At 33.3% G+C, this 22,893-nt stretch carries 22 protein-coding genes; 7 read left to right on the top strand and 15 right to left on the bottom strand.

The window, feature by feature from the left end; translation table 11 throughout:
* Positions 1-21 precede the first annotated feature (21 nt).
* The 7 genes from murD to ACHRV0_RS11045 all read right to left on the bottom strand — a co-directional run bounded on the left by murD (position 22) and on the right by ACHRV0_RS11045 (position 7,866).
* Positions 22-1,353 carry a UDP-N-acetylmuramoyl-L-alanine--D-glutamate ligase gene (gene murD, locus ACHRV0_RS11075; protein ID WP_089054915.1) on the bottom strand — a complete coding sequence of 444 codons (1,332 nt, stop codon included), beginning with the start codon at positions 1,351-1,353 and terminating at the stop codon, positions 22-24.
* Positions 1,354-2,586, bottom strand: coding sequence for a phospho-N-acetylmuramoyl-pentapeptide-transferase (gene mraY, locus ACHRV0_RS11070; protein ID WP_129023809.1), 1,233 nt, complete (start codon positions 2,584-2,586; stop codon positions 1,354-1,356).
* Positions 2,587-2,685: 99 nt separating this feature from the next.
* Entirely contained in the window at positions 2,686-4,149 is a 1,464-nt protein-coding gene (locus ACHRV0_RS11065; protein WP_129023810.1) for a UDP-N-acetylmuramoyl-L-alanyl-D-glutamate--2,6-diaminopimelate ligase, read from the bottom strand.
* Positions 4,146-6,155 carry a penicillin-binding protein gene (locus ACHRV0_RS11060; protein ID WP_370432554.1) on the bottom strand — a complete coding sequence of 670 codons (2,010 nt, stop codon included), beginning with the start codon at positions 6,153-6,155 and terminating at the stop codon, positions 4,146-4,148. The genes ACHRV0_RS11065 and ACHRV0_RS11060 overlap by 4 nt, the downstream gene beginning before the upstream one ends.
* Positions 6,146-6,493 (bottom strand): FtsL-like putative cell division protein, encoded by a 348-nt coding sequence (locus ACHRV0_RS11055; RefSeq protein WP_129055279.1) that lies wholly within the window; start codon positions 6,491-6,493, stop codon positions 6,146-6,148. Before ACHRV0_RS11055 ends, ACHRV0_RS11060 begins: the two co-directional genes overlap by 10 nt.
* A gap of 16 nt (positions 6,494-6,509) precedes the next feature.
* A complete protein-coding gene (gene rsmH / locus ACHRV0_RS11050; RefSeq protein ID WP_206733598.1) occupies positions 6,510-7,418 on the bottom strand; it encodes a 16S rRNA (cytosine(1402)-N(4))-methyltransferase RsmH in 909 nt (302 codons plus the stop codon).
* A complete protein-coding gene (locus ACHRV0_RS11045; protein ID WP_395440866.1) occupies positions 7,393-7,866 on the bottom strand; it encodes a division/cell wall cluster transcriptional repressor MraZ in 474 nt (157 codons plus the stop codon). The genes rsmH and ACHRV0_RS11045 overlap by 26 nt, the downstream gene beginning before the upstream one ends.
* 377 nt (positions 7,867-8,243) lie before the next feature.
* Between ACHRV0_RS11045 and ACHRV0_RS11040 the strand changes: the two genes are divergently transcribed.
* Both ACHRV0_RS11040 and yihA read left to right on the top strand, forming a co-directional pair.
* Positions 8,244-9,008: an alpha/beta fold hydrolase gene (locus ACHRV0_RS11040; protein ID WP_089054921.1), complete on the top strand. Its 765-nt coding sequence runs from the start codon at positions 8,244-8,246 to the stop codon at positions 9,006-9,008.
* A gap of 41 nt (positions 9,009-9,049) precedes the next feature.
* Positions 9,050-9,670 carry a ribosome biogenesis GTP-binding protein YihA/YsxC gene (gene yihA, locus ACHRV0_RS11035; RefSeq protein WP_129023814.1) on the top strand — a complete coding sequence of 207 codons (621 nt, stop codon included), beginning with the start codon at positions 9,050-9,052 and terminating at the stop codon, positions 9,668-9,670.
* 120 nt (positions 9,671-9,790) lie between these two features.
* Here the strand turns inward: yihA and gldC are convergent, their stop codons facing one another.
* Positions 9,791-10,126: a gliding motility protein GldC gene (gene gldC, locus ACHRV0_RS11030; RefSeq protein ID WP_155102616.1), complete on the bottom strand. Its 336-nt coding sequence runs from the start codon at positions 10,124-10,126 to the stop codon at positions 9,791-9,793.
* Positions 10,126-11,082 carry a gliding motility lipoprotein GldB gene (gene gldB, locus ACHRV0_RS11025; protein ID WP_089054923.1) on the bottom strand — a complete coding sequence of 319 codons (957 nt, stop codon included), beginning with the start codon at positions 11,080-11,082 and terminating at the stop codon, positions 10,126-10,128. Before gldB ends, gldC begins: the two co-directional genes overlap by 1 nt.
* Positions 11,083-11,181: 99 nt before the next feature.
* On the opposite strand from gldB, the gene nadE reads away from it, so the two are divergent.
* Positions 11,182-11,988, top strand: a complete 807-nt coding sequence (nadE, locus tag ACHRV0_RS11020; protein ID WP_129023816.1) for an NAD(+) synthase — start codon at positions 11,182-11,184, stop codon at positions 11,986-11,988.
* A 92-nt stretch (positions 11,989-12,080) separates the two neighbouring features.
* Positions 12,081-12,710, top strand: coding sequence for a response regulator transcription factor (locus tag ACHRV0_RS11015; RefSeq protein ID WP_026730588.1), 630 nt, complete (start codon positions 12,081-12,083; stop codon positions 12,708-12,710).
* Positions 12,711-12,796: 86 nt separating this feature from the next.
* On the opposite strand, the gene dnaG is transcribed toward ACHRV0_RS11015, so the two are convergent.
* From dnaG to ACHRV0_RS10990, 5 genes are all read right to left on the bottom strand, one after another.
* Positions 12,797-14,866: a DNA primase gene (gene dnaG / locus ACHRV0_RS11010; protein WP_395440865.1), complete on the bottom strand. Its 2,070-nt coding sequence runs from the start codon at positions 14,864-14,866 to the stop codon at positions 12,797-12,799.
* A gap of 129 nt (positions 14,867-14,995) precedes the next feature.
* Positions 14,996-16,045: a hypothetical protein gene (locus ACHRV0_RS11005; RefSeq protein WP_395440864.1), complete on the bottom strand. Its 1,050-nt coding sequence runs from the start codon at positions 16,043-16,045 to the stop codon at positions 14,996-14,998.
* Positions 16,046-16,476: 431 nt separating this feature from the next.
* Positions 16,477-17,217: a hypothetical protein gene (locus ACHRV0_RS11000; protein WP_395440863.1), complete on the bottom strand. Its 741-nt coding sequence runs from the start codon at positions 17,215-17,217 to the stop codon at positions 16,477-16,479.
* Positions 17,204-17,764: an RNA polymerase sigma factor gene (locus tag ACHRV0_RS10995; protein ID WP_129023820.1), complete on the bottom strand. Its 561-nt coding sequence runs from the start codon at positions 17,762-17,764 to the stop codon at positions 17,204-17,206. Before ACHRV0_RS10995 ends, ACHRV0_RS11000 begins: the two co-directional genes overlap by 14 nt.
* Positions 17,765-17,956: 192 nt before the next feature.
* The gene (locus ACHRV0_RS10990) at positions 17,957-18,934 is read right to left on the bottom strand and encodes a polyprenyl synthetase family protein (RefSeq protein WP_395440862.1); all 978 of its coding nucleotides are present in this window, start codon (positions 18,932-18,934) and stop codon (positions 17,957-17,959) included.
* A 157-nt stretch (positions 18,935-19,091) separates the two neighbouring features.
* Here ACHRV0_RS10990 and ACHRV0_RS10985 point away from each other — a divergent pair, with 157 nt between their 5' ends.
* Positions 19,092-19,952 (top strand): hypothetical protein, encoded by an 861-nt coding sequence (locus ACHRV0_RS10985; protein ID WP_395440861.1) that lies wholly within the window; start codon positions 19,092-19,094, stop codon positions 19,950-19,952.
* A gap of 82 nt (positions 19,953-20,034) precedes the next feature.
* On the opposite strand, the gene rlmN is transcribed toward ACHRV0_RS10985, so the two are convergent.
* Positions 20,035-21,078, bottom strand: coding sequence for a 23S rRNA (adenine(2503)-C(2))-methyltransferase RlmN (gene rlmN / locus ACHRV0_RS10980; protein WP_089054931.1), 1,044 nt, complete (start codon positions 21,076-21,078; stop codon positions 20,035-20,037).
* 360 nt (positions 21,079-21,438) lie between these two features.
* On the opposite strand from rlmN, the gene ACHRV0_RS10975 reads away from it, so the two are divergent.
* Both ACHRV0_RS10975 and ACHRV0_RS10970 read left to right on the top strand, forming a co-directional pair.
* Complete coding sequence (locus ACHRV0_RS10975) at positions 21,439-22,002, top strand: YceI family protein (protein ID WP_395440860.1); 564 nt, start codon at positions 21,439-21,441, stop codon at positions 22,000-22,002.
* Between the two features lie 319 nt (positions 22,003-22,321).
* Positions 22,322-22,891: a YceI family protein gene (locus ACHRV0_RS10970; RefSeq protein WP_395440859.1), complete on the top strand. Its 570-nt coding sequence runs from the start codon at positions 22,322-22,324 to the stop codon at positions 22,889-22,891.
* Positions 22,892-22,893: the final 2 nt, after the last annotated feature.

The raw sequence follows: 22,893 nt of genomic DNA, 5'->3' as shown, positions 1-22,893 counted from the left end.
ACTGAAACATTAAACTATTTTCTACAAGTTATGTACCGCTTGTTTGAATTGCTTTCCACGATCTTCGTAATTTTCGAATAAATCGAAACTTGCGCAAGCTGGAGACAATAAAACAGCATCTCCTTTTTCTGTTAATCTTTGTGCTGTTTTTACAGCGTCGTTCATATTATTTACTTCAACCATAATATCAACAACGTTTCCAAAAGCATCAATAATTTTACGATTATCGATTCCTAAACAAATAATTGCTTTTACTTTCTCACGAACTAATGACATTAATTCGTTGTAATCATTTCCTTTATCAACGCCGCCGACAATCCAAACTGTTGGAACATTCATACTGTCTAAAGCAAAGAAAGTAGCATTTACATTTGTTGCTTTTGAATCATTGATATATTGTACGTTCTGAATTTTTAATACTTTTTCTAAACGGTGCTCAACACCTTGAAAATTAGATAAACTTTCGCGAATTGTTGCATTTCTAATCTGCATCAATTTAGCTACGGAGCTTGCTGCCATTGCGTTTTTCATGTTATGTTTTCCTTCTAACGCAATGTGTTCTGTTTCCATTGTAAACTCTTCTTGGTTGATCTTTATTTCCATTTTGTTGTTATTTATAGAAGCCCCTTCATCAAATTTCTGAGTCAATGAAAAAGGAATTAATTTTGCTTTTGTTTTGTTGTTCTTTAACCATTCTGCACTTGCTTCATCATCCGCATCGTAAATGAGATAATCACTTTCAGTCTGGTTCATTGTTATTCGGAACTTCGAATTGATATAATTTTCATATTTATATTCGTATCGATCTAAATGATCCGGGCTTATATTTGTTATTATCGCAATATCCGGTCTGTAATCTATAATTCCGTCCAGCTGAAAACTGCTTAATTCAAGAACGTATGCATCGTATTTATTTTCGGCAACCTGCCAGGCAAAACTCTTTCCTATATTTCCTCCCAAACCTACATTGAGTCCAGCCGATTTTAGTAAATGATAGGTCAACATTGTTGTCGTTGTTTTACCATTACTTCCCGTGATTCCCACTGTCATTGCTTCTGTAAAAGGAAATGCAAATTCAATTTCCGAAATCACTTTTATTCCTGCCGCGATCAGCTTTTTTACTATCGGAGACTTCTCAGGAATTCCAGGGCTTTTCATTACCACATCAGCATTCAGAATCAAATCTTCAGTGTGCTGTTCTTCTTCCCAAGGAATTTTATTTATGATAAGAACTTCTTTATAACTCTCTTTTATCTTTCCGAAATCAGATACAAAAACATCGTAACCTTTTTTCTTCCCGAGGATCGCGGTTCCAACTCCGCTTTCTCCTCCTCCTAGTACTACCAATCTCATCTATCTTAATTTTAAAGTAATGATTGATAAAATGGCTAACATAATTGCAACGATCCAGAATCTTGTAACGATTTTACTTTCATGGTATCCTTTTTTCTGATAGTGATGATGCAATGGCGACATCAGGAAAATTCTTCGACCTTCTCCAAAACGTCTTTTTGTATATTTAAAATAAGCTACCTGAATAATTACCGAAGCACTTTCTGCAAGGAAAATTCCACAGAACAAAACGATTAATATTTCTTTACGAACTGCAATTGCTAAAACTGCAATGATCCCTCCAATTGTTAAACTTCCTGTGTCTCCCATAAAAACAGATGCCGGATAGGAGTTGTACCAAAGAAAACCAATCAGCGCCCCAACAAAAGCAGAGATAAAGACGGTCATTTCTCCTGAATTGGGGATATACATTATATTCAAATAATTAGAAAAAATAATATTACCCGAAACAAACGTAAAAATTCCGAGGGCGAGGACTGAGATCGCCGAGGTTCCGGCCGCAAGACCATCTATTCCATCTGTTAAATTAGCTCCATTAGAAACTGCAGTGATAATAAAAATTACTACGGGAATAAATACCAACCAAGCCCATTTTTCATATCCATCTCCTAAAAATGATAAAACTTCAGCATAATCAAATTCGTTATTTTTTACAAACGGAATTGTTGTTGCTGTAGATTTTTCTTCAGCGGGAGCTGGCAATATTACAGTGGTGCTTGCATTTACTTTAAAAATATCTGCTCTTCCTGTATCAGTTCTAACGGTAACTGCAGGATTAAAATAAAGAACTGCCCCTACGATTATACCAAGACCAACTTGTCCGATAACTTTGAAGATTCCTTTAAGTCCTTGTTTATCTTTTTTAAATATTTTGATATAATCGTCAACAAAACCAATCGTACCCATCCACAACGTAGTTACAATAAGCAATACGATGTAAATGTTGTGCAGTCTTGCAAATAACAAAACTGGAACTAAGGTTGCAAAAATGATAATCAGACCTCCCATTGTAGGTGTTCCTGCCTTTTCATTTTGCCCCGCAAGACCAAGCTCACGAACTGTTTCTCCTACTTGCTGGTTACGCAAGAAGTTAATAACTCTTTTTCCGTAAATCGTTGATAAAAGCAGCGAAAGCATAAAAGCCAAAGCTGATCTAAAAGTGATGTACTGAAAAACTCCTGTTCCTGGCCAATCCAGTGTTTTGTCAAAATATTCAAATAAATAATATAACATATATCGTGGTTTATTTGTTTAATCGTTGGTTTGTTGATTCGTTAATTGCTCATTTAATAATTACTCCATTAAACGAATAACCAATTAACCGTTTAAACTTTACTTTGCTAATTGATCTAAAATTTCTTTTACGGTTTCCATATCATCAAAATGATGACGAACTCCGTTTATTTCTTGATAGGTTTCATGACCTTTTCCTGCAATTAGGATAATATCATTTGGCTGAGCCAATTGACAAGCTGTTTTTATAGCCTGTTTTCTATCAGTAATTCTTAATATTTTTTTGTAATTATGTGCTTCTACACCTTTTTCCATTTCATCCAAAATCACTTCAGGATCTTCGTTTCTAGGATTATCAGATGTTAAAATTGCTTTATCACTAAGATCTGTAGCAATTTTTGCCATAATTGGTCTTTTTGTCTTATCTCTATTTCCGCCGCAGCCCACAACTGTAATCAATTGCTCGTTTTTAGTACGGATGTCTTCAATTGTTTTTAGAACATTTTCTAAAGCATCTGGTGTGTGTGCATAATCGACAATTGCTGTGATTTTAGAATCAGTAACAATATATTGAAAACGACCTGAAACACTTTCTAAATCAGACAATAAGCGCAACGCTTCAAGACTATCCATACCCAATTCTACAGCTGTTCCATAAATAGCTAAAACATTGTAAGCATTAAAAGTTCCAATTAGTTTTACCCAAACTTCATTGTCATTTACTTTTAATAATAATCCTGATAATTGGCTTTCTAATATTGTTGCTTTAAAATCTGCATATGTTTTTAAAGCATAAGTAAATTTTCTTGCAACCGTATTTTGCAGCATTACAGTTCCATTTTTATCATCAATATTTGATAAAGCAAAAGCTGTTTTTGGCAGAGAATCAAAAAATGATTTTTTCACATCTCTGTATTCTGCAAAAGTTGGATGATAATCCAAGTGATCATGTGAAAGATTCGTAAAAATTCCACCTACAAAATGCAATGCTTCTGTACGTTTTTGATGAATTCCGTGTGAACTTACTTCCATAAAGCAATGCGTTACTCCAGCTTCAATCATCTCATTTAAATAATGATTGATTGTAATTGAATCTGGCGTTGTATGCGTTGCAGGATATTCCGTATCATCCACCATGATTTTTACAGTTGATAATAAACCAACTTTAAATCCTGCTTTTTGAAACAACTGAAATAATAATGATGCAATTGTTGTTTTACCATTTGTTCCTGTTACTCCAACCAATTTTAATTTTGCTGACGGATCTTCAAAATAATTCGCCGCCATAAAAGCTAAAGCCGTATTGGTGTCTTTTACCTGAACATAAGTAATTCCTTTTTGAGTTGTTTCAGGAAGTGTATCGCAAATAATTGCAACCGCTCCTAACTCAATAGCTTTATTGATATAATCGTGACCATCAGAAAGTGTTCCTCGAATTGCCACAAAAACATCATTTGCTTCAACTTTTCGCGAATCAAATTCAATTTTATGGATCGGTGTTTCTGTTGAACCTATAACAGATTCAATCGCCGCTTTGTATAATATGTCTTTTAGTATTTTCACGATAATTCTAATACTATAATTGAGTTTTTACTAATGTTTTGTCCCGCCTGAATCGATTGATTCTTAACCTTTCCTACTCCTGTTACTTTTACTTTTAAACCTAAATTTTCTAGTAAAGCAATTGCATCCATTCCCGGCATTCCTTTTAAATCAGGAATTTGTTTCGATTTTTTATTTGATTCTACATCATATTTATCGTAACTGCTTTCCTGCTTTGCAATTTTAGAATCAAGCTGTTTAATTTTATTTGTTGATGGCGCGTCTGTAAATATTTTTTGAGCAATTCTTTTAAAAACTGGTCCTGCAACGTCTGCTCCGTAATAATTATTTCTAGATGTATTTGGTTTATGAACCACTACAATACATGAATATTTAGGATGATCTGCTGGGAAATATCCAACGAAAGACGACGCATAATACATAGCAGACTTACCTTCTTTTCCGCCATAATTTACCTGAGCTGTCCCTGTTTTTCCTGCCATCGAAAAATCCTTCGAGTACAATTTTGATCCAGTTCCTTTTTTTACCACGTTTGCTAAAACTGCTTTCACCTTTTTTATGGTTTCAGGCGAACAAACTTTTGGGTTTATTACTTCAACATCAAACTTTTTAATCGTTTTATTCCATTCTTTAATTTCCGATACAAATTGCGGCTTTACCATTACACCATTATTTGCAACGGCATTATACAAGGCTAAAGTCTGCATTGGCGTAACTGAAACATTATACCCAAAAGCCATCCACGGAAGCGAAATTCCCGACCAGTGTTTATCTCCAGGTTGTGGAATATAAGGTCTTCCTTCTCCTTTAAAATGCAGTCCTAATGTCTTATTTAAACCATAACTATTAATATGATTTACAAACTTAGATGGGTTGTTTTTGTAATTTTCATAAACAGCCTGAACCATTACTGTATTTGAAGAAAGCTCAAATCCACGTGCCAATGAAATTTTTCCATATCCTCCTCTGTGCGAATCACGAACAGCACGGCCATAATATCTAATTTCACCACCATGACTGTCATAAACCTTACTTGTATCAGCAACTTTATCTTCTAAAATCGCCATTAAATCAACTAGTTTAAAAGTTGATCCTGGCTCTTGAGATTCTGCAATTGCATAATTTGTGGTTTCATAATACGATCCATCTTCAGCTCTTCCTAAGTTCGAAATTGCTTTAACATGTCCCGTTTCTGTTTCCATTACCACCACACAACCATGATCTGCTTCGTAATCTTCTAGCTGTTTTAATAAGGCATGATGCGCAATATCCTGAATAAAAACGTCGATTGTCGAAATAACATCATAACCATCAATAGGATCAACTTCGTTCAAATCACGAATTGGTTTCCATTGTCCTTTTGCGATTTTTTGCTTTAGGATTTTCCCGTCTTTTCCGTTCAAATAATTCTTAAAAGCCCACTCAATTCCTTTTCCAACTTCAACTCCTGTTGCTGGATCAATTCTATCATATCCAATTGTTCTTTCAGCAATTTTCCCTATCGGATGTTTTCTAACTGTTTCTTGCTCAACAATAATCCCACCTTTGAAAGCTCCTAAGTTGAATAATGGAAAACCTTTTATTTTCACATATTCAGTATAACTTAAGTTTCTAGCAATCAAATAATAACGATTTTTATTTGCTCTGGCTTTTCGTAATTCTTTTTCAAAATAACTTCCAGATTTTCCTAAAACCGTTACAAGAGAATCTGATAATGCTTTTACATGTTTCTCAAAAGTTTCTGTTTTTGGAGCTTTAGCATCAAAACGAATCTCGTAATTCGGAATTGAAGTTGCTAATAAACTTCCATCAGCAGAATAAATATTTCCTTTGTTTGCCGGAATTACAAAATTTCTAACGGTACGCTGTTTTGCTAATTTTCGGTAGTAATCTCCTTCAACCCATTGAATATTGGTCAATTTAACAACAATAGCAATTGCCATCAAAAAGATGAAAACTGCTACGAGGTAAATTCTGTAGGATATATGTTTATCGTCTACTGCCATATTCTTTTAAAGAAACTTTTTTCTTCTTCTTTTTCAACTTCTATTTTCACTGGAGGAACTGTCGACGGAAAAATCTGCTTTTCAAGCATCTTGTCCGATATTGTTGACTCCATTTTTAACTTCATCAATTCTGAACGTCGATCTACAAATTCAGATCTTAATTCTTTTACTTCGTTATTTAATTTTGCAATTTCAAAAACCTTTTGCTCGTAACGCTGTGTATTTGCAATCATCAAAATTGCCAGCAGAATTATAAAAACAATGAATCGCCAATTCTTTACCGCATCATCATTTAGCAGAAATCTCGCTTTTAATATTCCAAATACTCCACTCTTCATTTTCTACCTATATATATTATATCTTTTCAGCTATCCTTAATTTCGCACTTCTCGCTCTATTATTGATTTTAATTTCAGCGTCATCAGGAACAATCAATTTTCCGATAGTTTTAAACGGTACTGAAAAATTCCCGTAAAAATCGCGTTCTGGCTCTCCTTCAAACATTCCGTTTTTAATGAATCTTTTTACCAGCCTGTCTTCTAATGAATGGTATGAGATTACTGAAAATCTTCCGCCTGGTTTCAAAATTTCCAAAGACTGCTCAATAAACTCTTTCAAAACATCCATTTCTTGATTTACCTCAATACGAATCGCTTGATAAATCTGAGCCAATATTTTATTCTTAACTCTTTCTGGTAAATATCTCGCAAGAACTTCTTTTAATTCATCGGTTGTCTTGATTGGGTAATCGTGTCTGGCCTCAACAATCGTTCTTGCTAGAACCGGTGCGTTTTTCAACTCGCCATAATCAAAAAAAACACGACGTAAATCCTGTTCTTCATATTCGTTAACCACTCGATAAGCATTTAAATCATTTTTTTGACTCATCCGCATATCTAGTTCGGCATCAAATCTGGTTGAAAAACCTCTCTCTGGAACATCAAATTGATGTGATGAAACTCCTAAATCTGCCAAGATTCCATCTACTGCTTTAACACCATGAAAACGAAGAAATCTTTTTATAAATCTAAAGTTCTCATTAATTAAGGTAAATCTTTCGTCAGGCAATGCATTTGCAAGCGCATCCTCGTCCTGATCAAAAGCAAATAATCTTCCGTTTGGCCCCAATCTTTTCAAAATTTCTTTTGAGTGACCGCCGCCGCCAAACGTTACATCTACATAAATGCCGTCTGGCTTAATATTTAAACCATCAACTGTTGGATGAAGTAAAACTGGATTATGATATTCCATTGTCGTCGTCATTAATATTTCCCATTACTTCTTCGGCTAAATCTGCAAAATCCATATCTTCGCCGCTTATTGATTTTTCGTATAAATCTTTATCCCAAATTTCCACAATATTAACCGCAGATGAAAAAACAACATCTTTAGAAATACCAGAAAACGTCACTAAATCTTTTGGCACCAACAATCTTCCTAATGTATCAATATCTACCACTTTAACTCCGGCAGTAAATCTGCGAATGAAATCATTATTCTTTTTTACAAAACGATTCAGCTTATTAATTTTTGCCATCATTAGATTCCACTCTTCCATCGGATACAATTCTAAACATTGCTGAAAAACAGAACGCTTCAAGACAAAACCGTCCTGAAGAGAAGAAGCCAATTGCTTTTTTAAAGGTGCAGGTATCATTAACCTCCCTTTAGCATCGACTTTACACTCATATGTTCCAACAATTGTATTCAAGAAAAACGTACTAATATGTTACACAGCAAAAATATAAAAAAAAATACCACATATTACCACTATATACCACTTTGTTAATAAGTTTAACCACTTTACTACCACCTCAGCTAAATCATAAGCAATCAATACGTTAGACAAAAATCAGTTTCAAAATCTTTTCATTTAAGAATTACAAAAAATCTGCTTTATTTCTCTTAAAAAAGTAAATATTCTGCAATTATTTTAACAACTCATTTTTTCACAGAACAAACACTAAAAGCTGATTTATAACCACTTAGTAATTGCAACGAAATAATCTAGTTAAAAAAGGGCAGCAAAAATTCATTTTTATTTATTTAACCCTATATTTGTCCCAAATGAAATTGGCATTAGATTAGATGGACAAAAACTACAAAAAAGAAGGCAAATACAGCTATTATGAAGCTGGAGAGGGGACTCCTATCGTTATTTTACACGGGTTAATGGGAGGCCTTAGTAACTTTGATGCTGTAGCGGAATATTTTCCAACGAAAGGATACAAAGTTGTAATCCCAGATTTGCCAATATACACGCAGAGTATTTTAAAAACAAACGTAAAAAGCTTTGCCAAATACGTAAAAGACTTTATTAATTTCAAGGGTTTTGACCAAGTTATTTTACTGGGAAATTCACTTGGAGGACATATTGCACTTTACCACACCAAACTATATCCTGAAAAAGTAGCCGGACTTGTAATTACAGGAAGCTCTGGACTTTACGAAAGCGCCATGGGCGACAGTTACCCTAAAAGAGGCGACTACGAATACATCAAAAAGAAAGCTGAAGATGTATTTTACGATCCAAAAATTGCGACACCAGAATTAATAGATGAAGTTTATGCAACTGTTAATGACCGCATAAAATTAATTAAAACATTAACGATTGCCAAGAGTGCAATTCGTCATAATATGGCCAAAGATTTACCTAAAATGACAGTTGAAACCTGTATTATCTGGGGTAAAAATGACGCCGTAACACCACCTAATGTTGCTGAAGAATTTGACAACTTATTGCCTAATTCAACTTTGTATTGGATAGACAAATGCGGACACGCTGCTATGATGGAACACCCTCAAGAATTCAATAAAATTCTTGAAGAATGGCTTGTTGCAAAGAATTTATAGCATCTAACTTTCGAATTTAAGAAGGTTCTAAAACAAAAAACATGAAAATTAATACCGCCGAATTTATTATCAGTAATTCTGATGCTTCAAAATGCCCGGCCGAATTTCTGCCGGAATACGCTTTTATAGGCCGATCAAACGTTGGTAAATCCTCTTTGATCAACATGATTACCAATCATAAAAATTTAGCAAAAACATCTGGAAGACCAGGAAAAACACAATTAATAAACCACTTTAAGATCAACAATAATTGGTTTTTAGTCGATTTACCTGGATACGGATATGCTAAGGTTTCTAAAAAAACAAAATCTGTTTTCCAACAATTTATCACTGACTACTTTGAAAACAGAGAGCAATTAGTCTGCGCTTTTGTTTTGATTGATATTCGCCATGAAGCTCAAAAAATCGACATTGAGTTTATGTCGTATATGGGTGAAAGCGAAATACCATTTTGTATTATTTTTACCAAAGCCGATAAAATCAGCAAAGTAAAAATCGACTCGCATGTTGCTGCATACAAAAAACAAATGTACGCGAACAACTGGGCCGAAATGCCGCATTACTTTGTAACCTCATCTACAGAATCGATAGGAAAGGAAGAACTTTTAACTTACATCGACGAAGTAAATCAGGAAGTTTTTAAAAACAACAACCAATTTTAAATTCCAAATTTTAATCCTTCGACTTCGCTCAGGAGAACAAAAAAGGTTTACATATAAAAAATCCCAAATTCCATATTTTACAATTGGAATTTGGGACTTTTTTTATTTGGAATTCTGAGACTACTTAGTCAGTTCTAATTTTTCTGCAAAGTAATCACAGAAATCTTTCATCGTGTCCGACATTTTTTCATCATCTGTTGCACGTTTAAAAGTGTCCGCCATTGCCACTAATGTTTGATGAAAGAAAATTTTCATTTCGTCTACAGGCATATCTTTTGTCCACAAATCGATACGCATGGTTTCTTTGGCTTTACTATCCCAAATAGATAACATTATCGCCTTTGCTTCTTCAGCCTGAACACCGCCGTCTTGCGCACTCCACGTTAATTTTTCTGGAACACGGTTTTCATCTAATTCTATATTGAATTTAATCTCTGAGTTTATTGTATTTGACATTATTTCTTAGGTTTATATTTTGACTTTTCAAAAATTTCTTTTGCATTCACTTTTAATAATTCCGACAGCTGTACATTATTGTTCTTCATATAAGAACGAACAATCTGCCAGCCAATCCACGCTCCCACTCTTCCAGGAGAATCGTTATCAATCTCTAAATAAAATTTTGAAAACGGAGCCGGCGCAATAAAACGTGTTGTCAATTTAGGATCTGTACTGTACAACATTTCTTTTTCTAAAAAATAACGCCACATATAGGCTTCATTTTCTTCGCACCATTTAATCTGCTCTGGCGAATAGCCAATTTTTTCAGCATCTGTATATTCGGGCAGCAATAAATCTTTTGCGTACAATTGTTTCCCTTCAAAAATCATTTGAGAAACTAAATTCTTATCAGGATACGCAGGAATGTTTCTATAAGCAAAACTAGAAACAACATCCGGCATAATTTGTTTTTCCTCAAAATTGTATTTTAAATAATTTGGAAATTCATAGAATTTATGTTCTTTTCCTAAATACAATTCTAACGCTACAATAACCAAACTATCTGCATATATTGCTTTTGCATTATAGTCCATTTCTCCAATAACAGTAATTACTTTTGGCGTTTTTGTTTTAGGAAAATAATATTTCACATGTTGAAAAAGTGAATTAAATTCCTGACGAACCGGCTCAAAATTGGCGTATTTTTTTTGCACTTCTTCATAAACTTCACGCCAAATTGGTTCCTGCATTTTCTTTAACCAAACTGAATCGTCATTACCTGCTGGAAAAAAGAAAGGATACTGTTTTTTTACTTTTTCCAGATCTTCTGGTTTAGTTTCAAAAAACGCCTTATCAAAACGTTCTACTTTAATATCAATTGGAATTTCTTCGACTTCTTTTTCAACCTTTGTTTTCTGGCTGCAAGACAAAAAAAACACGCACAGAACCACTGCAAAGCGATATATTTTCATTTTATTTTAATTAGATTTGTGTTGCATAAATTTAAATAATCGCTTACTCAAAAATATTTGTGCAAATATACATCCCTGTATTTTAAAACTTAAACTATTATGGCTAAAAAAAGCACTATTCAAACAGAAAAAGTAAACAAACATATTGTAGAATGGTTAAAAAATTATGCTGAGAATGCAAAAGTAAATGGTTTTGTTATTGGAATTTCGGGCGGAGTCGACTCTGCTGTTACTTCTACATTGTGCGCACAGACCGGCTTACAAGTTTTATGTGTCGAAATGCCAATTCACCAAGCTGAAAGCCAAGTTTCTAGAGGGAGAGAACATATTACACAATTAAAAAAACGTTTTGCAAATGTTTCGAGTGTAGAAACTGACTTGACAGCTGTTTTTGAAGCTTTTAAAGCTGCAGTACCAGAAACTGATGATCTGGCAAAGGTAAATTTATCATTTGCCAACACACGTGCTCGTTTACGAATGACTTCTTTATATTATTTAGCCGGAATTCATGGATTACTGGTTGCCGGTACTGGAAACAAAGTAGAAGATTTTGGCGTAGGATTTTACACAAAATATGGTGACGGAGGTGTCGATTTGAGTCCAATTGCCGACTTAATGAAATCAGATGTATATGCTTTGGGAGAGTTTTTAACAATTCCTGAATCTATTTTAACTGCAGCGCCAACAGATGGTCTTTTTGGAGATAATAGAACCGATGAAGATCAATTAGGAGCCAGTTATGACGAACTTGAATGGGCAATGTTAGCCGCGGAGTCAGGAAATACGGCGGATGACTTTAGTGGGAGAGAAAAATCTGTCTTTGAAATTTATAAAAGATTAAACACCAGCAACAAGCACAAAATGGATGCAATACCCGTTTGTTTGATACCAAAAACGTTAAAATAAAACTTTTAACATTCATCTGCAATTAATTACAGAATTTATTTATTAATTTTACAGTTCCAAAAACATGAACAATTCTAAAAAAGGTAAAAATTATGATTAAAGTATGTCTTGCAGACAATCATCCTGTGACTCACTTTGGCGTTAAGTCTTATTTTAAAGACCACGATCAAATTTCAATTGTTGCCAATGTAGGCAATTTTTCAATGGTTAGAGATATCCTTCAGACGAAGGAAATTGACATTTTAATTCTAGATTTAGAATTAGAAGGTCTCTCTAGCATCTTCGAAGTGAAATCAATCTTGAAAAATTTCCCAAAAACAAAAATTGTAATTTTCAGTGACTTAGCTGAGCAAATGTATGCTCCAAATGCTATTAAAGCTGGAGTATCTGGGTATGTACACAAAACAGAAAAACTTGAAACTTTAGGTCTTTCTATTATTAAAGTACACGAAGGAAAAATTATTATCAACGAAACTGTACGTAAAAACATGGCACTTATTGCTAAACAAAGCAAAAGTGAGCGTTTGTACAGAAAACTTTCTAATCGTGAAATCGAGGTTTTACGTTACTTAAGTGATGGTAAGAAAAACAATGAAATCTCTAAAATCTTAAATCTGAACGAAAAAACGATCAGTACTTACAAATTAAGATTATTGACAAAATTGAATGTTACTAATTTAGTTGACTTAGTAAACAAAGCTAAGACTTTAGAAATTATTTAATTTACAGGCATCTGATTTTGCTTTGGTAAAATCATAAACCTAAAAAAAAGCTCTATAGTGTTTAACATTATAGAGCTTTTTAATTTTTATTGATGATAAGGAACTACTACTCTTCCTAATTTTCGAGAAAAATTATTTAGCAACTTAGAATAATCTATAACCATAGACAACAATTCTGAATTATCGTCTTGCGGATCTGTCAGGAGCGAGTGTTTTAAATCATGAATGATTTTTGAAACCAAATACCATCGCAAAGAAAATATCGTATCAGAAACATTTTGCTCAATAGTCTCATTTTTATGCTTTGGAAAAATATTCTGCCCTTCCCAGTTATGAACAGTTAATCTTTCGTCTTCCATTAAAATATTGGTTACTTCCTGCGCAAATTCTGGCTGTAAATGCATCAAATATTTATCTAAACTAAAAGTCTCATTTTGATTGTAAAAATCAATTAACCCCGTAAAAATATTTTGAAACAATACATTTGAAAGTTCTACCTCATCTTCCTGCAGACTTAAATAGATTTTTTCATATACCTTGTATTTTCGCTTTTCGCTGACTTCTTTTACAACACCTTCTTCATCAGCTTTTAAAAATACATCTTCAAAATCCTCTAGAACACTTCCGTAGAGCAGTAATATTTCAATAATTTTTCTTTCAAAACCGTATAAAATATCTACTTTCTCTGCTTGCTCTTGAGGATAGCTTGGTTCACCTGGATAATAATCATCTGGCGGTCCTGTTCTTGGATCTTCTGGATCTCCTCCTGAAAAACTAGCATTTTTTGGAGGTTGGTTTCTAAAAACTTCAAAAGGTTTTTGTTCCTGTTTTTGTTTTTTAGCCACTTCAGCCAAATCTTTTTGAATCAACTGCGCCAAAGTACTCACTAAGACCTGCTCAGAAATTTCCATAATTCTAGCACATTCCTGAATATAAACTTCACGCTGAATACGATCTGGTATTTTAGAAATACTGGTAACCATATCCCGAATCAGATCGGCTTTTTTAATTGGATCGTTTTTAGCTTCGTTCATCAAAATCGAAGCTTTAAACTGTATAAAGTCTTTACTATTGTTTTCTAAATAGGCAACTAAATCGTCATGCGAATTTTTTCGTGCAAAACTATCTGGATCTTCTCCATCAGGAAAAGAACAAACCCTTACGTTCATCCCTTCCTCCAGAATCAAATCGATTCCTCGAATAGAGGCACGTAAACCTGCGGCATCACCATCAAAAAGCACTGTAATATTTCGAGTCAGACGATTAATCAATCGAATCTGATCTGGCGTTAAAGCTGTTCCAGACGAAGCCACAACATTCTCAATTCCAGCCTGACTAAACTGGATGACATCGGTATAACCTTCGACTAAATAACAGTTATTTTGTTTGGCTATAGATTGTTTGGCATGATAAATTCCGTAAAGGACTTTACTTTTATGGTAGATATCGCTTTCTGGTGAATTTAGATATTTTGCGGCTTTTTTATCATTGGTTAAAATACGCCCTCCAAAACCTAAAACTCGACCCGACATACTTTGAATTGGAAACATTACACGCCCTTTGAATCGGTCAAAAGGACGATCTTCTCTCGCAATGGTTAAACCTGTGCTTTCTAAGAATTCCAATTTATATCCTTTCCCTAATGCTTCTTTAGTCAAAGCATCCCAAGTTTCTGGAGAATATCCTAAATCGAATTTTTTAATGGTTTCATTAGTAAAACCTCTTTCTTTAAAATACGAAAGTCCTATCGCTTTTCCTTCTTCAGAATTTACTAAAACATCTTGAAAATACTTAGCTGCAAATTCAGAAACCAAATACATACTTTCACGAACATCTGTCATCGCTTTTTCAGCATCTGTTTGTTCGGTTTCTTCGATCTCAATATTATATTTTCTAGCTAAATAGCGAATGGCTTCTGGATAAGTAAACTGAGAATGTTCCATTAGGAATTTTACAGAATTCCCTCCTTTTCCTGTACTAAAATCTTTCCAAATTCCTTTTGCAGGCGACACCATAAACGATGGAGAACGCTCATCTGAGAAAGGACTCAGACCTTTGAAATTACTTCCTGCACGTTTTAAATTGACAAAATCACCAATAACCTCCTCAACGCGAGCAGTTTCAAAAACAGTATCTATTGTATTTTGTGAAATCAAAACTTAAATTATTTTTAAAAATGAGAGCTTGTAAAAGTACATAAATCCTACTTGAATTTTTAGAATTTTCGAGCAAAAAAAAGCGCTTCTTTCGAAACGCTTTTCTTCTCAACTAAACTCAATTTTATACTAATTAAAATCAAAACGAATACCTAACGAAACATTATTTTCGTCAACTGTATTATTTTTAAACAAAGGATTCAAATCATATTTTAAGTATAAACTTATTTCCTTGTAACCTACGTAAGAACTCAGTCCGTAAATAAAATTGTTTACATTATAATCTCCTTTTGTTTTTTGTGTTGTTTTATAGTCGTTGTCTTCAAATTTTAAAATCTGTTTCGATTTTACATTGATTCCTACATATCCGCCAAATCCTGCACGAAAACCTTTATGTGTTCTATAATAGGTTTTTCCATTAGAATGACCATCTTTTGAAAAATCGAATTCTAAATGAACAGGAGCTACTAAATACACATTTCTAAAACGAGATTCTTTCAAATTTATCGGGTTTGTAACTAAATTTGTTTGATCTCCATTTACAACAAAACTGCGATTATCTGTCGGACGAAGGTTGTTATACATTAACGAAAGTCCATATTTTGCATGCAATAAATTATTGTCTTTCAATATTCTCGAATTAAACGTAAGACCCCATTCGTAAAAATGCGACCCAATAAAATCATAATTTGAATCCTGAAGCTTACCATCGACCATTGTGCTATTTAAACCAGCAGCAAATACAAATTGCGAAGTCGTTCTTTTTTCGCCTCGAATTGAATCTTTGGTTTTTTTATTATTCCAGTCATTCTTATTCCAGTAAATAACAATCTTGCCTTTCTTTGTTGAATCCTGCTCTTTCAGTTTTCCGTCTACTTTTTGCTGAACCAAGTCATTGAGTTCATTTTGCGCCAAAGTCACTTTTTCTTCAATAATTACGGCTCTGGCTTCTGCCAATTCTTTTTTGCGTTTGTCTGCCTGCTCTTGTGTAATTTTCCCTTCAGACAATTGCACATTTACTGCTTCAACTTCCTCTTTCAGTTTTTCTTTTTCTTCTTTGGTCACTTTTTCTATTTGATTTGCAATTTTCTTTGCTTTTGATTCGAAAGTTTCCTGACCAAAAACTTTACTGACAAATAAGAAAATTAGAACTACTAGATAAATGGTAAAATTTTTCATGATTGATTTTTTAATTTGATTGTTGATTGATGACGATTCTTTAATTATTAATTGTTAATTCTCTACTCCATATTCATCATCGGGTTAAAACCCGACGCTGCAATATGAATCGTTCCTTCGGAACTAAAAAACTATATTCTTGCTTCTTTCCTTTCTGTCCCATCAGGTTAAAACCCGACGCTACAATATGGATCGTTCCTATGGAACTGAAAACCTATATCTTCTTGCTTCTTCATTCTTTGTCCCATCGGGTTAAAACCCGACGTTACGATATGAATCGTTCCTTTGGAACTGAAAATCTATATCTTTTCTTGCTTCTTCATTCTCTGTCCCATCGGGTTAAAACCCGACGCTACAATATGGATCGTTCCTATGGAACTGAAAACCTATATATTCTCTTGCTTCTTTGCTCTTTCTTCTCTATTCGTTCTTTATTCTTGTTGATTTCGGTTTGCCAAAGCTACTTTTACCGATTGATAATTTTTGTTGACTTTTGTCACTACCTTTTCTCTAAAGGAAAGCTCCAATTCGCCATCGACCTGATTAAGTAAATCAACAGCATTTACTTTTACTTTTGATTTTGGCTTAGCCGAATTTTCTGCTATAATTGTTTTTTCTGCTGAATCTAATAATTGATCTACGCTCTCTTTTTTTGTAGTATCAGCAATTTTAGTTTGATTTGTTTTTGATTGTTTTTCTTGATTGTTTTTGATGATGATTGAAGACTCCGCTACTTGATTTGATTTATTTTTATTTGATTTTTGACCCGAAACTTCTAAATATTTATCTTTTAGTATTTCTTTTTTCTCAATAGATTCTTTTTCTGAAACTACAACTTCCTGCTTTACTGAATCTATGGCATTTAAAACGGGTTGAACAATTGTATCTTTCTCAACATTCTCTTCTATTACAACATTCTTCTTTGGAGTTTCAACTAAAGCTTCCTTTTGATTAAAAAAGAAAGTTCCAACTAGCAAAAACCCGACGATACTTGCAGCTATGTAAAGCCATTTTCTTTTTGAATCTTTTTTTGAGCGAGGTAAAACTATTGTTTTCTCTTCTTCAGCTACACTCAACATTGCATCCAATCGATCCCAAGCTTTATTACTTGGCTCAATTTTGCGTTGATTTAGTTTGTCACGGAAATCCTTTTCAAAATTATTCGGTGCCATTATCTTGTTTTTTTAAAATAGTAATTTGTGTTTGCAGCATTTTTCTAGCGTGCGATAACTGCGATTTTGATGTTCCTTCATTAATTCCTAACATCTTGGCAATTTCATTGTGTTTATAACCTTCGATTGCATATAAATTGAAAACCATTTTATAACCATCGGGCAAAGCATCAATTAAAAACTGAATCTGATCTACAGTAAATTGACTGTCGATTGCATTGAAACTTTCTTCAACAAAAAATTCATCTTCGGCAAATTTTACTTTTTTCTGAACTCTTAAATACGAAATGCATTCGTTAACCATGATTCTACGAATCCAACCTTCAAAACTTCCTTTATTTTCAAATTTGTTTAAATTGGTAAACACTTTCATAAAGGCCGTTATCATTACATCTTCTGCCAGCTGAATATCTTTTATATATTGACGGCAAACGCTGAGCATTTTTGAAGAAAACCTGCTGTAAATCTGTTGTTGTGCCTGCCGATTATTTTCGACTGCCAACTTTATGATTTCGGTTTCTTCTTGATGTAACGGAATAATTTTCATTAATAAGCTTTCGGTTTTTGGTTGTAGAAACAGTCTTCTATTAGCATAGACGATTGTCGATTTAAAATGGTTGCATCAGAGATAATAAAAATTTAAAAAAAAAATTAAAAAACTCCAATATACACAAAACAAACAACTGATTTACAATAAAGTAAACCAATTATCTAATTAACAAATTTTCTAATTTTCTAATTATTTTTTTCTTTCAATAACGTAGTTTACCATTAAAGTAAGTGCTGCTTTGAAATCAGAATCAGGGTAATTCTCTAAAAGTGAAAGTGCTTCTTGCTGAAATTGCACCATTTTATTTTCGGCGTAAGCCAAACCATTATTATTTTTCACAAAGGCAATAACTTCTTTTACGCGTTTTTTGTCTTTGTTGTGGTTTTTGATGGAGTTTATCAGCCACTTTTTTTCTTGCGGAGTACAAGTATTTAAAACATGAATTAAAGGCAAAGTCATTTTTTGCTCTTTAATATCGATTCCCGTTGGTTTACCTATTGCTTCTTCACTGTAATCAAACAAATCGTCTTTGATTTGAAAAGCCATTCCGATAAGCTCTCCAAATTTTCGCATATTCTCAACTTGAATATCATCTTCAATTACAGATTTTGCGCCAAGCGCACAACAAGCTGCAATAAGTGTAGCAGTCTTTTTTCGGATAATTTCGTAATAAACATCTTCAGTAATATCGAGTCTGCGGGCTTTTTCTATTTGAAGTAATTCACCTTCGCTCATTTCGCGAACGGCAACAGAAATAATTCGAAGTAAATCAAAATCTCCGTTATCAATAGAAAGCAGCAACCCTTTTGAAAGTAAATAATCTCCAACCAGAACAGCAATTTTGTTTTTCCAAAGTGCATTGATCGAGAAAAATCCGCGACGGCGATTACTGTCGTCTACAACGTCATCATGTACCAAAGTTGCTGTATGAATTAATTCAATTACGGAAGCTCCTCTATACGTTCTCTCATTTACAACACCTCCAGAGACCATTTTTGCGGTTAAAAACACAAACATTGGACGCATTTGCTTACCTTTGCGGTTGACAATGTAATAGGTAATTCTGTTCAGTAACGCCACTTTTGAAGTCATCGATTCATGAAACTTTTTTTCAAAAAGTTCCATTTCGTTAAAAATGGGCAGTTTTATTTGTGAGGTAATATTCATTTCGATTCCAAATATACTATTTTAAATAAAAAAACGTTGTGTATTTTATGTTAGTATATCAACATTTTTCTCTACTCGCCTAAAAAAAACACCAAAAACACATTCTAGTTAAAGCCTAATTTGTATTCATTAATTAAAATCAAGAAAACTATTTATTATGAAAACAAAATTTTTATTTATTGGAACATTAGTCGCTTTATCTTTTTTTATCAGCTGTAATTCTGATGAAAAAACAAATGACGGATCATCTGACGCAATTACAAACACTGAAATAGTTACAAATTCTAAAATTGATGCCTCGATTCAAGATGTAACTGCTATTGCTGAAGATCAATTTAATGCACAGCAAAATTCAACTGCAAAACCAAGCGGTCCGGTAAAAAATTTCCTTCCGAGCTGTGCTACTATTACAACTGCATTAACTAATAACACCTGGACAATTACTATTGATTTTGGTGTAGAAGGCTGTACTCTGGAAAACGGAAATACGGTGAAAGGAAAAATGGTTATTTCTTTCTCTAATGATTTTTCAACGTCAACTCAAACCATTAGTTATACTTTTGATGGATTTTATCACAATGGCAAAAAACTTCAAGGAAGCAAAAGCATAGTTCGATCTGTAAAATCAACAGATTTACTTGCAGAAGCACATCCGGTTTCAACAGCTGCAATAGATATGACTATTACTTTTGATGATGGAAGTGTTTACACCAGAAAAGGCACTTTGGTTAAAGAAATGACTGCTGGTTATAAAACTTGGTCTGATTGGGAAGATAATGTTTATGTGGTAACCGGAAGCGGTACAACTACTTTCCCAAATGGAGATACTTTTTCGGCAGAAATTACAACCCCTCTAGAATTTAAAGCTTCATGCAAAAACCCATTCCCTGTAAAAGGTATTGTATCAATAACTAAAAATGATGCAAAAGCAATTATTGATTATGGCAACGGAGACTGTGATACACTTGCTAAAGTAACAAAAGATGGAGTAACGGAAGAAATCGATTTGAAAAAATAAGAATCCTTTTTGCCCAGAAAAAAAGCATTAAAAACAAGACTATTTTTGTTTTTAATGCTTTTTTTATATTTTAAGATAAATTCTATCCTTCTTTGTTTGCCAATTGACCGCAGGCAGCATCGATATCTTTTCCGCGGCTGCGACGAACTTTTACCACAACTCCAATGTTTTCTAAAGCTTTAATATAAGCTAAAATTGACTCTTCTGAAGCTTGTTGAAACTCACCGTCATCAATTGGGTTATATTCTATTAAATTAACCTTACAAGGCACATATTTGCAAAATTTAACCAATGCATCAATAGAAGCTTTGTCGTCGTTAATTCCTTTCCAAACCACATATTCATACGAGATTTTACTTTTTGTCTTTCTGTACCAATATTCTAATGCTTCTCGTAAGTCTTTTAAAGGAAAGTTTTTACTGAAAGGCATAATTTTAGCTCGGGTTTCGTCTATTGCCGAGTGCAATGAAACTGCTAATTTGAATTTCACTTCATCATCTGCCATCTTTTTAATCATCTTTGGAATTCCAGATGTCGAAAGCATAATACGTTTTGGCGACATTCCTAAACCTTCGGGCGATGTAACCATATCTATTGCTTTAATGACATTATTATAATTCATTAAAGGCTCTCCCATTCCCATAAAAACAATATTCGAAAGCGGATGATTGTGATACAAACGACTTTCTTTATCAATCGCCATGATTTGATCGTAAATCTCTCCCGGCTCAAGATTTCGCATTCTCTTTAATCTAGCAGTAGCACAAAAGTTACAATCTAAACTGCAGCCAACTTGGCTGGATACACAAGCGGTGGTTCTAGTTTCTGTAGGAATCAAAACAGATTCAACAACAAGTCCGTCATGAAGTCTAACCGCATTTTTTACAGTTCCATCTGTACTGCGTTGCATTGTATCAACCTTAATATGGTTGATTACAAAATTGTCTTCAAGCATAGATCGTGTTGCTTTGGCAACATTTGTCATATCTTCAAAACTATGAGCTCCTTTGCTCCATAACCATTCATAGACTTGATTTCCGCGAAAAGCTTTGTCATTATTTGCGACAAAAAAATCTCGTAATTGCTCTTTTGATAAGGCTCGTATGTCTTTTTTCTCCATTTGCATGCTGCAAAGTTAATCACTTTTGTCCTTTTTTTTGATTTTTAAACGTATTCTTAGTTAAATCAAAAAAATCATCTAACATAAAAAGAGTTTTGCACCTTTCGCAAAAAACGAAATAATTCACTAAGAAACAAATACTTACTATTATAACCACTTTGTTTCAAACCTATAATTAAGTTCAATTTGTTTCCCTATTATTTACTATAACAATTTATATCACTTTTGCCCTGATTTTTATCATTCTATTTTTTGCGGATGCCTGATAATTTTGACCTAAGAAATTCAAGGAAAGCTTTAAACTCTTTAACCACTGCAAATGTTTTAAGCTTTCTAAGTTAAAAGATCAACCTAAAATTCTCAAAAATGAAAACAATTAAATCAATTTTATTTACAGTGATTTTTACAACAATCTCATTACAATTAAGTGCACAAAAAAACTATTCTGTAGTAGAGGCAAAATCAACTTTTGAAGTCGCGGGAACTTCTACCGTGCATGATTGGGTTATGAGATCTACAGAAGGAACAGGTGTTGCTAATTTAACGGTTAAAGAATCTAAACTAGCTGGCATAAACAGTTTATCAATTTCAATACTAGCCGAAAGCTTAAAAAGCAGTAAAACCAGTATGGACAGAGTAGCATATGAAGCCCTAGATACAGAGAAAAATAAGAACATTGAATATGTTTTAAAATCTGCAGAAAAAATAAACGAAACAACTTGGATTCTAACAGGAACTTATACCATTGCAGGTGTCAGCAAAGAATACCAAACTCAAGTAAAAATAACGGCTAATAACGGCACTTTTATTCTGCAAGGCTCCAACCAAATTACTTTTGGCGATTTTGAAATGGCACCTCCAAAAGCAGCTCTTGGAGTTGTAAAAACGGGAAAAGATTTAACTGTGATTTTCAATATTATTTTAAGCTGAAACAATTTTCACGAGATAAATGCAACTTCTCTTCTAATACAAAAACAACCATTCGCTCCAAAAGTTATTAAGTCAGACTTTAAAAACTGCCAATTTGATAAAAACTCAAACTCTTTTTTAATATCAGCATTGATTTTATCAAAAATGAAAACGTTGTAGTTATTAAATACCAATTTAATAAAATTTTAACAATGATTTTTATCATGTCTCATACTGATTTATAAGGAGATCTTTGGTACAAGTTAAAACAACATTCTTAATACTAGTATAGAAAACGGCCGACTGATTAACTTATTTTTTACACTAAAAACATGACAAAATGAAGATCAACAAAATAAAACTTTTTGCATCTGTAATTGTACTCTTTGGAGTTACCACATTTGCTTCAGCACAAAAATCATACACATTAGATACTAAATCAACTTTTTCTGTTGCAGGTACTTCAACTCTTCATGATTGGGAAATGAAATCAGATTCAGGGACTGGAACGGCAACTTTAACGATTGCCAATTCAAAACTAACAGATATTGAAGCTTTGTCTGTAACACTATTAGCAGAGAGCATTAAAAGTGAGAAAAAAAGTATGGACAAGGTTGCTTATACAACTTTAAAGACAGATAAAAACAAAAACATTAAATATGTTTTAAAATCTGCAGAAAAGGTAAATGAGACCACTTGGGAATTAACTGGAACTTATACCATTGCTGGAGTAAGTAAAGTTTATAAAACTACAGTTAAAACAACTATTACGAAAGATGGATTAAACATGCAGGGATCGAACAAAATCACTTTTGCTGATTTTGGAATGAAATCTCCAACTGCAATGCTTGGAACCATTAAAACGGGACAAGATTTAACAATAAAATTCAATTTAAACTTTAATTTATAAAC

Source organism: Flavobacterium sp. FlaQc-30 (genome assembly GCF_044005885.1).
In the GTDB taxonomy this organism is placed as follows: Bacteria; Bacteroidota; Bacteroidia; order Flavobacteriales; family Flavobacteriaceae; genus Flavobacterium.
Note: the sequence above shows the minus strand (reverse complement) of the source record. Positions and strands in the feature narration are given on the sequence as shown.

What these genes read in the sequence shown, in the direction of transcription:
- murD (WP_089054915.1), bottom strand. Translation starts at nt 1,353, where the DNA reads ATGAGATTGGTAGTACTAGGAGGAGGAGAAAGCGGAGTTGGAACCGCG.
- mraY (WP_129023809.1), bottom strand. Translation starts at nt 2,586, where the DNA reads ATGTTATATTATTTATTTGAATATTTTGACAAAACACTGGATTGGCCA.
- ACHRV0_RS11060 (WP_370432554.1), bottom strand. Translation starts at nt 6,155, where the DNA reads ATGGCAGTAGACGATAAACATATATCCTACAGAATTTACCTCGTAGCA.
- ACHRV0_RS11055 (WP_129055279.1), bottom strand. Translation starts at nt 6,493, where the DNA reads ATGAAGAGTGGAGTATTTGGAATATTAAAAGCGAGATTTCTGCTAAAT.
- rsmH (WP_206733598.1), bottom strand. Translation starts at nt 7,418, where the DNA reads ATGACGACGACAATGGAATATCATAATCCAGTTTTACTTCATCCAACA.
- ACHRV0_RS11040 (WP_089054921.1), top strand. Translation starts at nt 8,244, where the DNA reads ATGGACAAAAACTACAAAAAAGAAGGCAAATACAGCTATTATGAAGCT.
- yihA (WP_129023814.1), top strand. Translation starts at nt 9,050, where the DNA reads ATGAAAATTAATACCGCCGAATTTATTATCAGTAATTCTGATGCTTCA.
- gldC (WP_155102616.1), bottom strand. Translation starts at nt 10,126, where the DNA reads ATGTCAAATACAATAAACTCAGAGATTAAATTCAATATAGAATTAGAT.
- gldB (WP_089054923.1), bottom strand. Translation starts at nt 11,082, where the DNA reads ATGAAAATATATCGCTTTGCAGTGGTTCTGTGCGTGTTTTTTTTGTCT.
- nadE (WP_129023816.1), top strand. Translation starts at nt 11,182, where the DNA reads ATGGCTAAAAAAAGCACTATTCAAACAGAAAAAGTAAACAAACATATT.
- ACHRV0_RS11015 (WP_026730588.1), top strand. Translation starts at nt 12,081, where the DNA reads ATGATTAAAGTATGTCTTGCAGACAATCATCCTGTGACTCACTTTGGC.
- ACHRV0_RS11005 (WP_395440864.1), bottom strand. Translation starts at nt 16,045, where the DNA reads ATGAAAAATTTTACCATTTATCTAGTAGTTCTAATTTTCTTATTTGTC.
- ACHRV0_RS11000 (WP_395440863.1), bottom strand. Translation starts at nt 17,217, where the DNA reads ATGGCACCGAATAATTTTGAAAAGGATTTCCGTGACAAACTAAATCAA.
- ACHRV0_RS10995 (WP_129023820.1), bottom strand. Translation starts at nt 17,764, where the DNA reads ATGAAAATTATTCCGTTACATCAAGAAGAAACCGAAATCATAAAGTTG.
- ACHRV0_RS10990 (WP_395440862.1), bottom strand. Translation starts at nt 18,934, where the DNA reads ATGAATATTACCTCACAAATAAAACTGCCCATTTTTAACGAAATGGAA.
- ACHRV0_RS10985 (WP_395440861.1), top strand. Translation starts at nt 19,092, where the DNA reads ATGAAAACAAAATTTTTATTTATTGGAACATTAGTCGCTTTATCTTTT.
- rlmN (WP_089054931.1), bottom strand. Translation starts at nt 21,078, where the DNA reads ATGCAAATGGAGAAAAAAGACATACGAGCCTTATCAAAAGAGCAATTA.
- ACHRV0_RS10975 (WP_395440860.1), top strand. Translation starts at nt 21,439, where the DNA reads ATGAAAACAATTAAATCAATTTTATTTACAGTGATTTTTACAACAATC.
- ACHRV0_RS10970 (WP_395440859.1), top strand. Translation starts at nt 22,322, where the DNA reads ATGAAGATCAACAAAATAAAACTTTTTGCATCTGTAATTGTACTCTTT.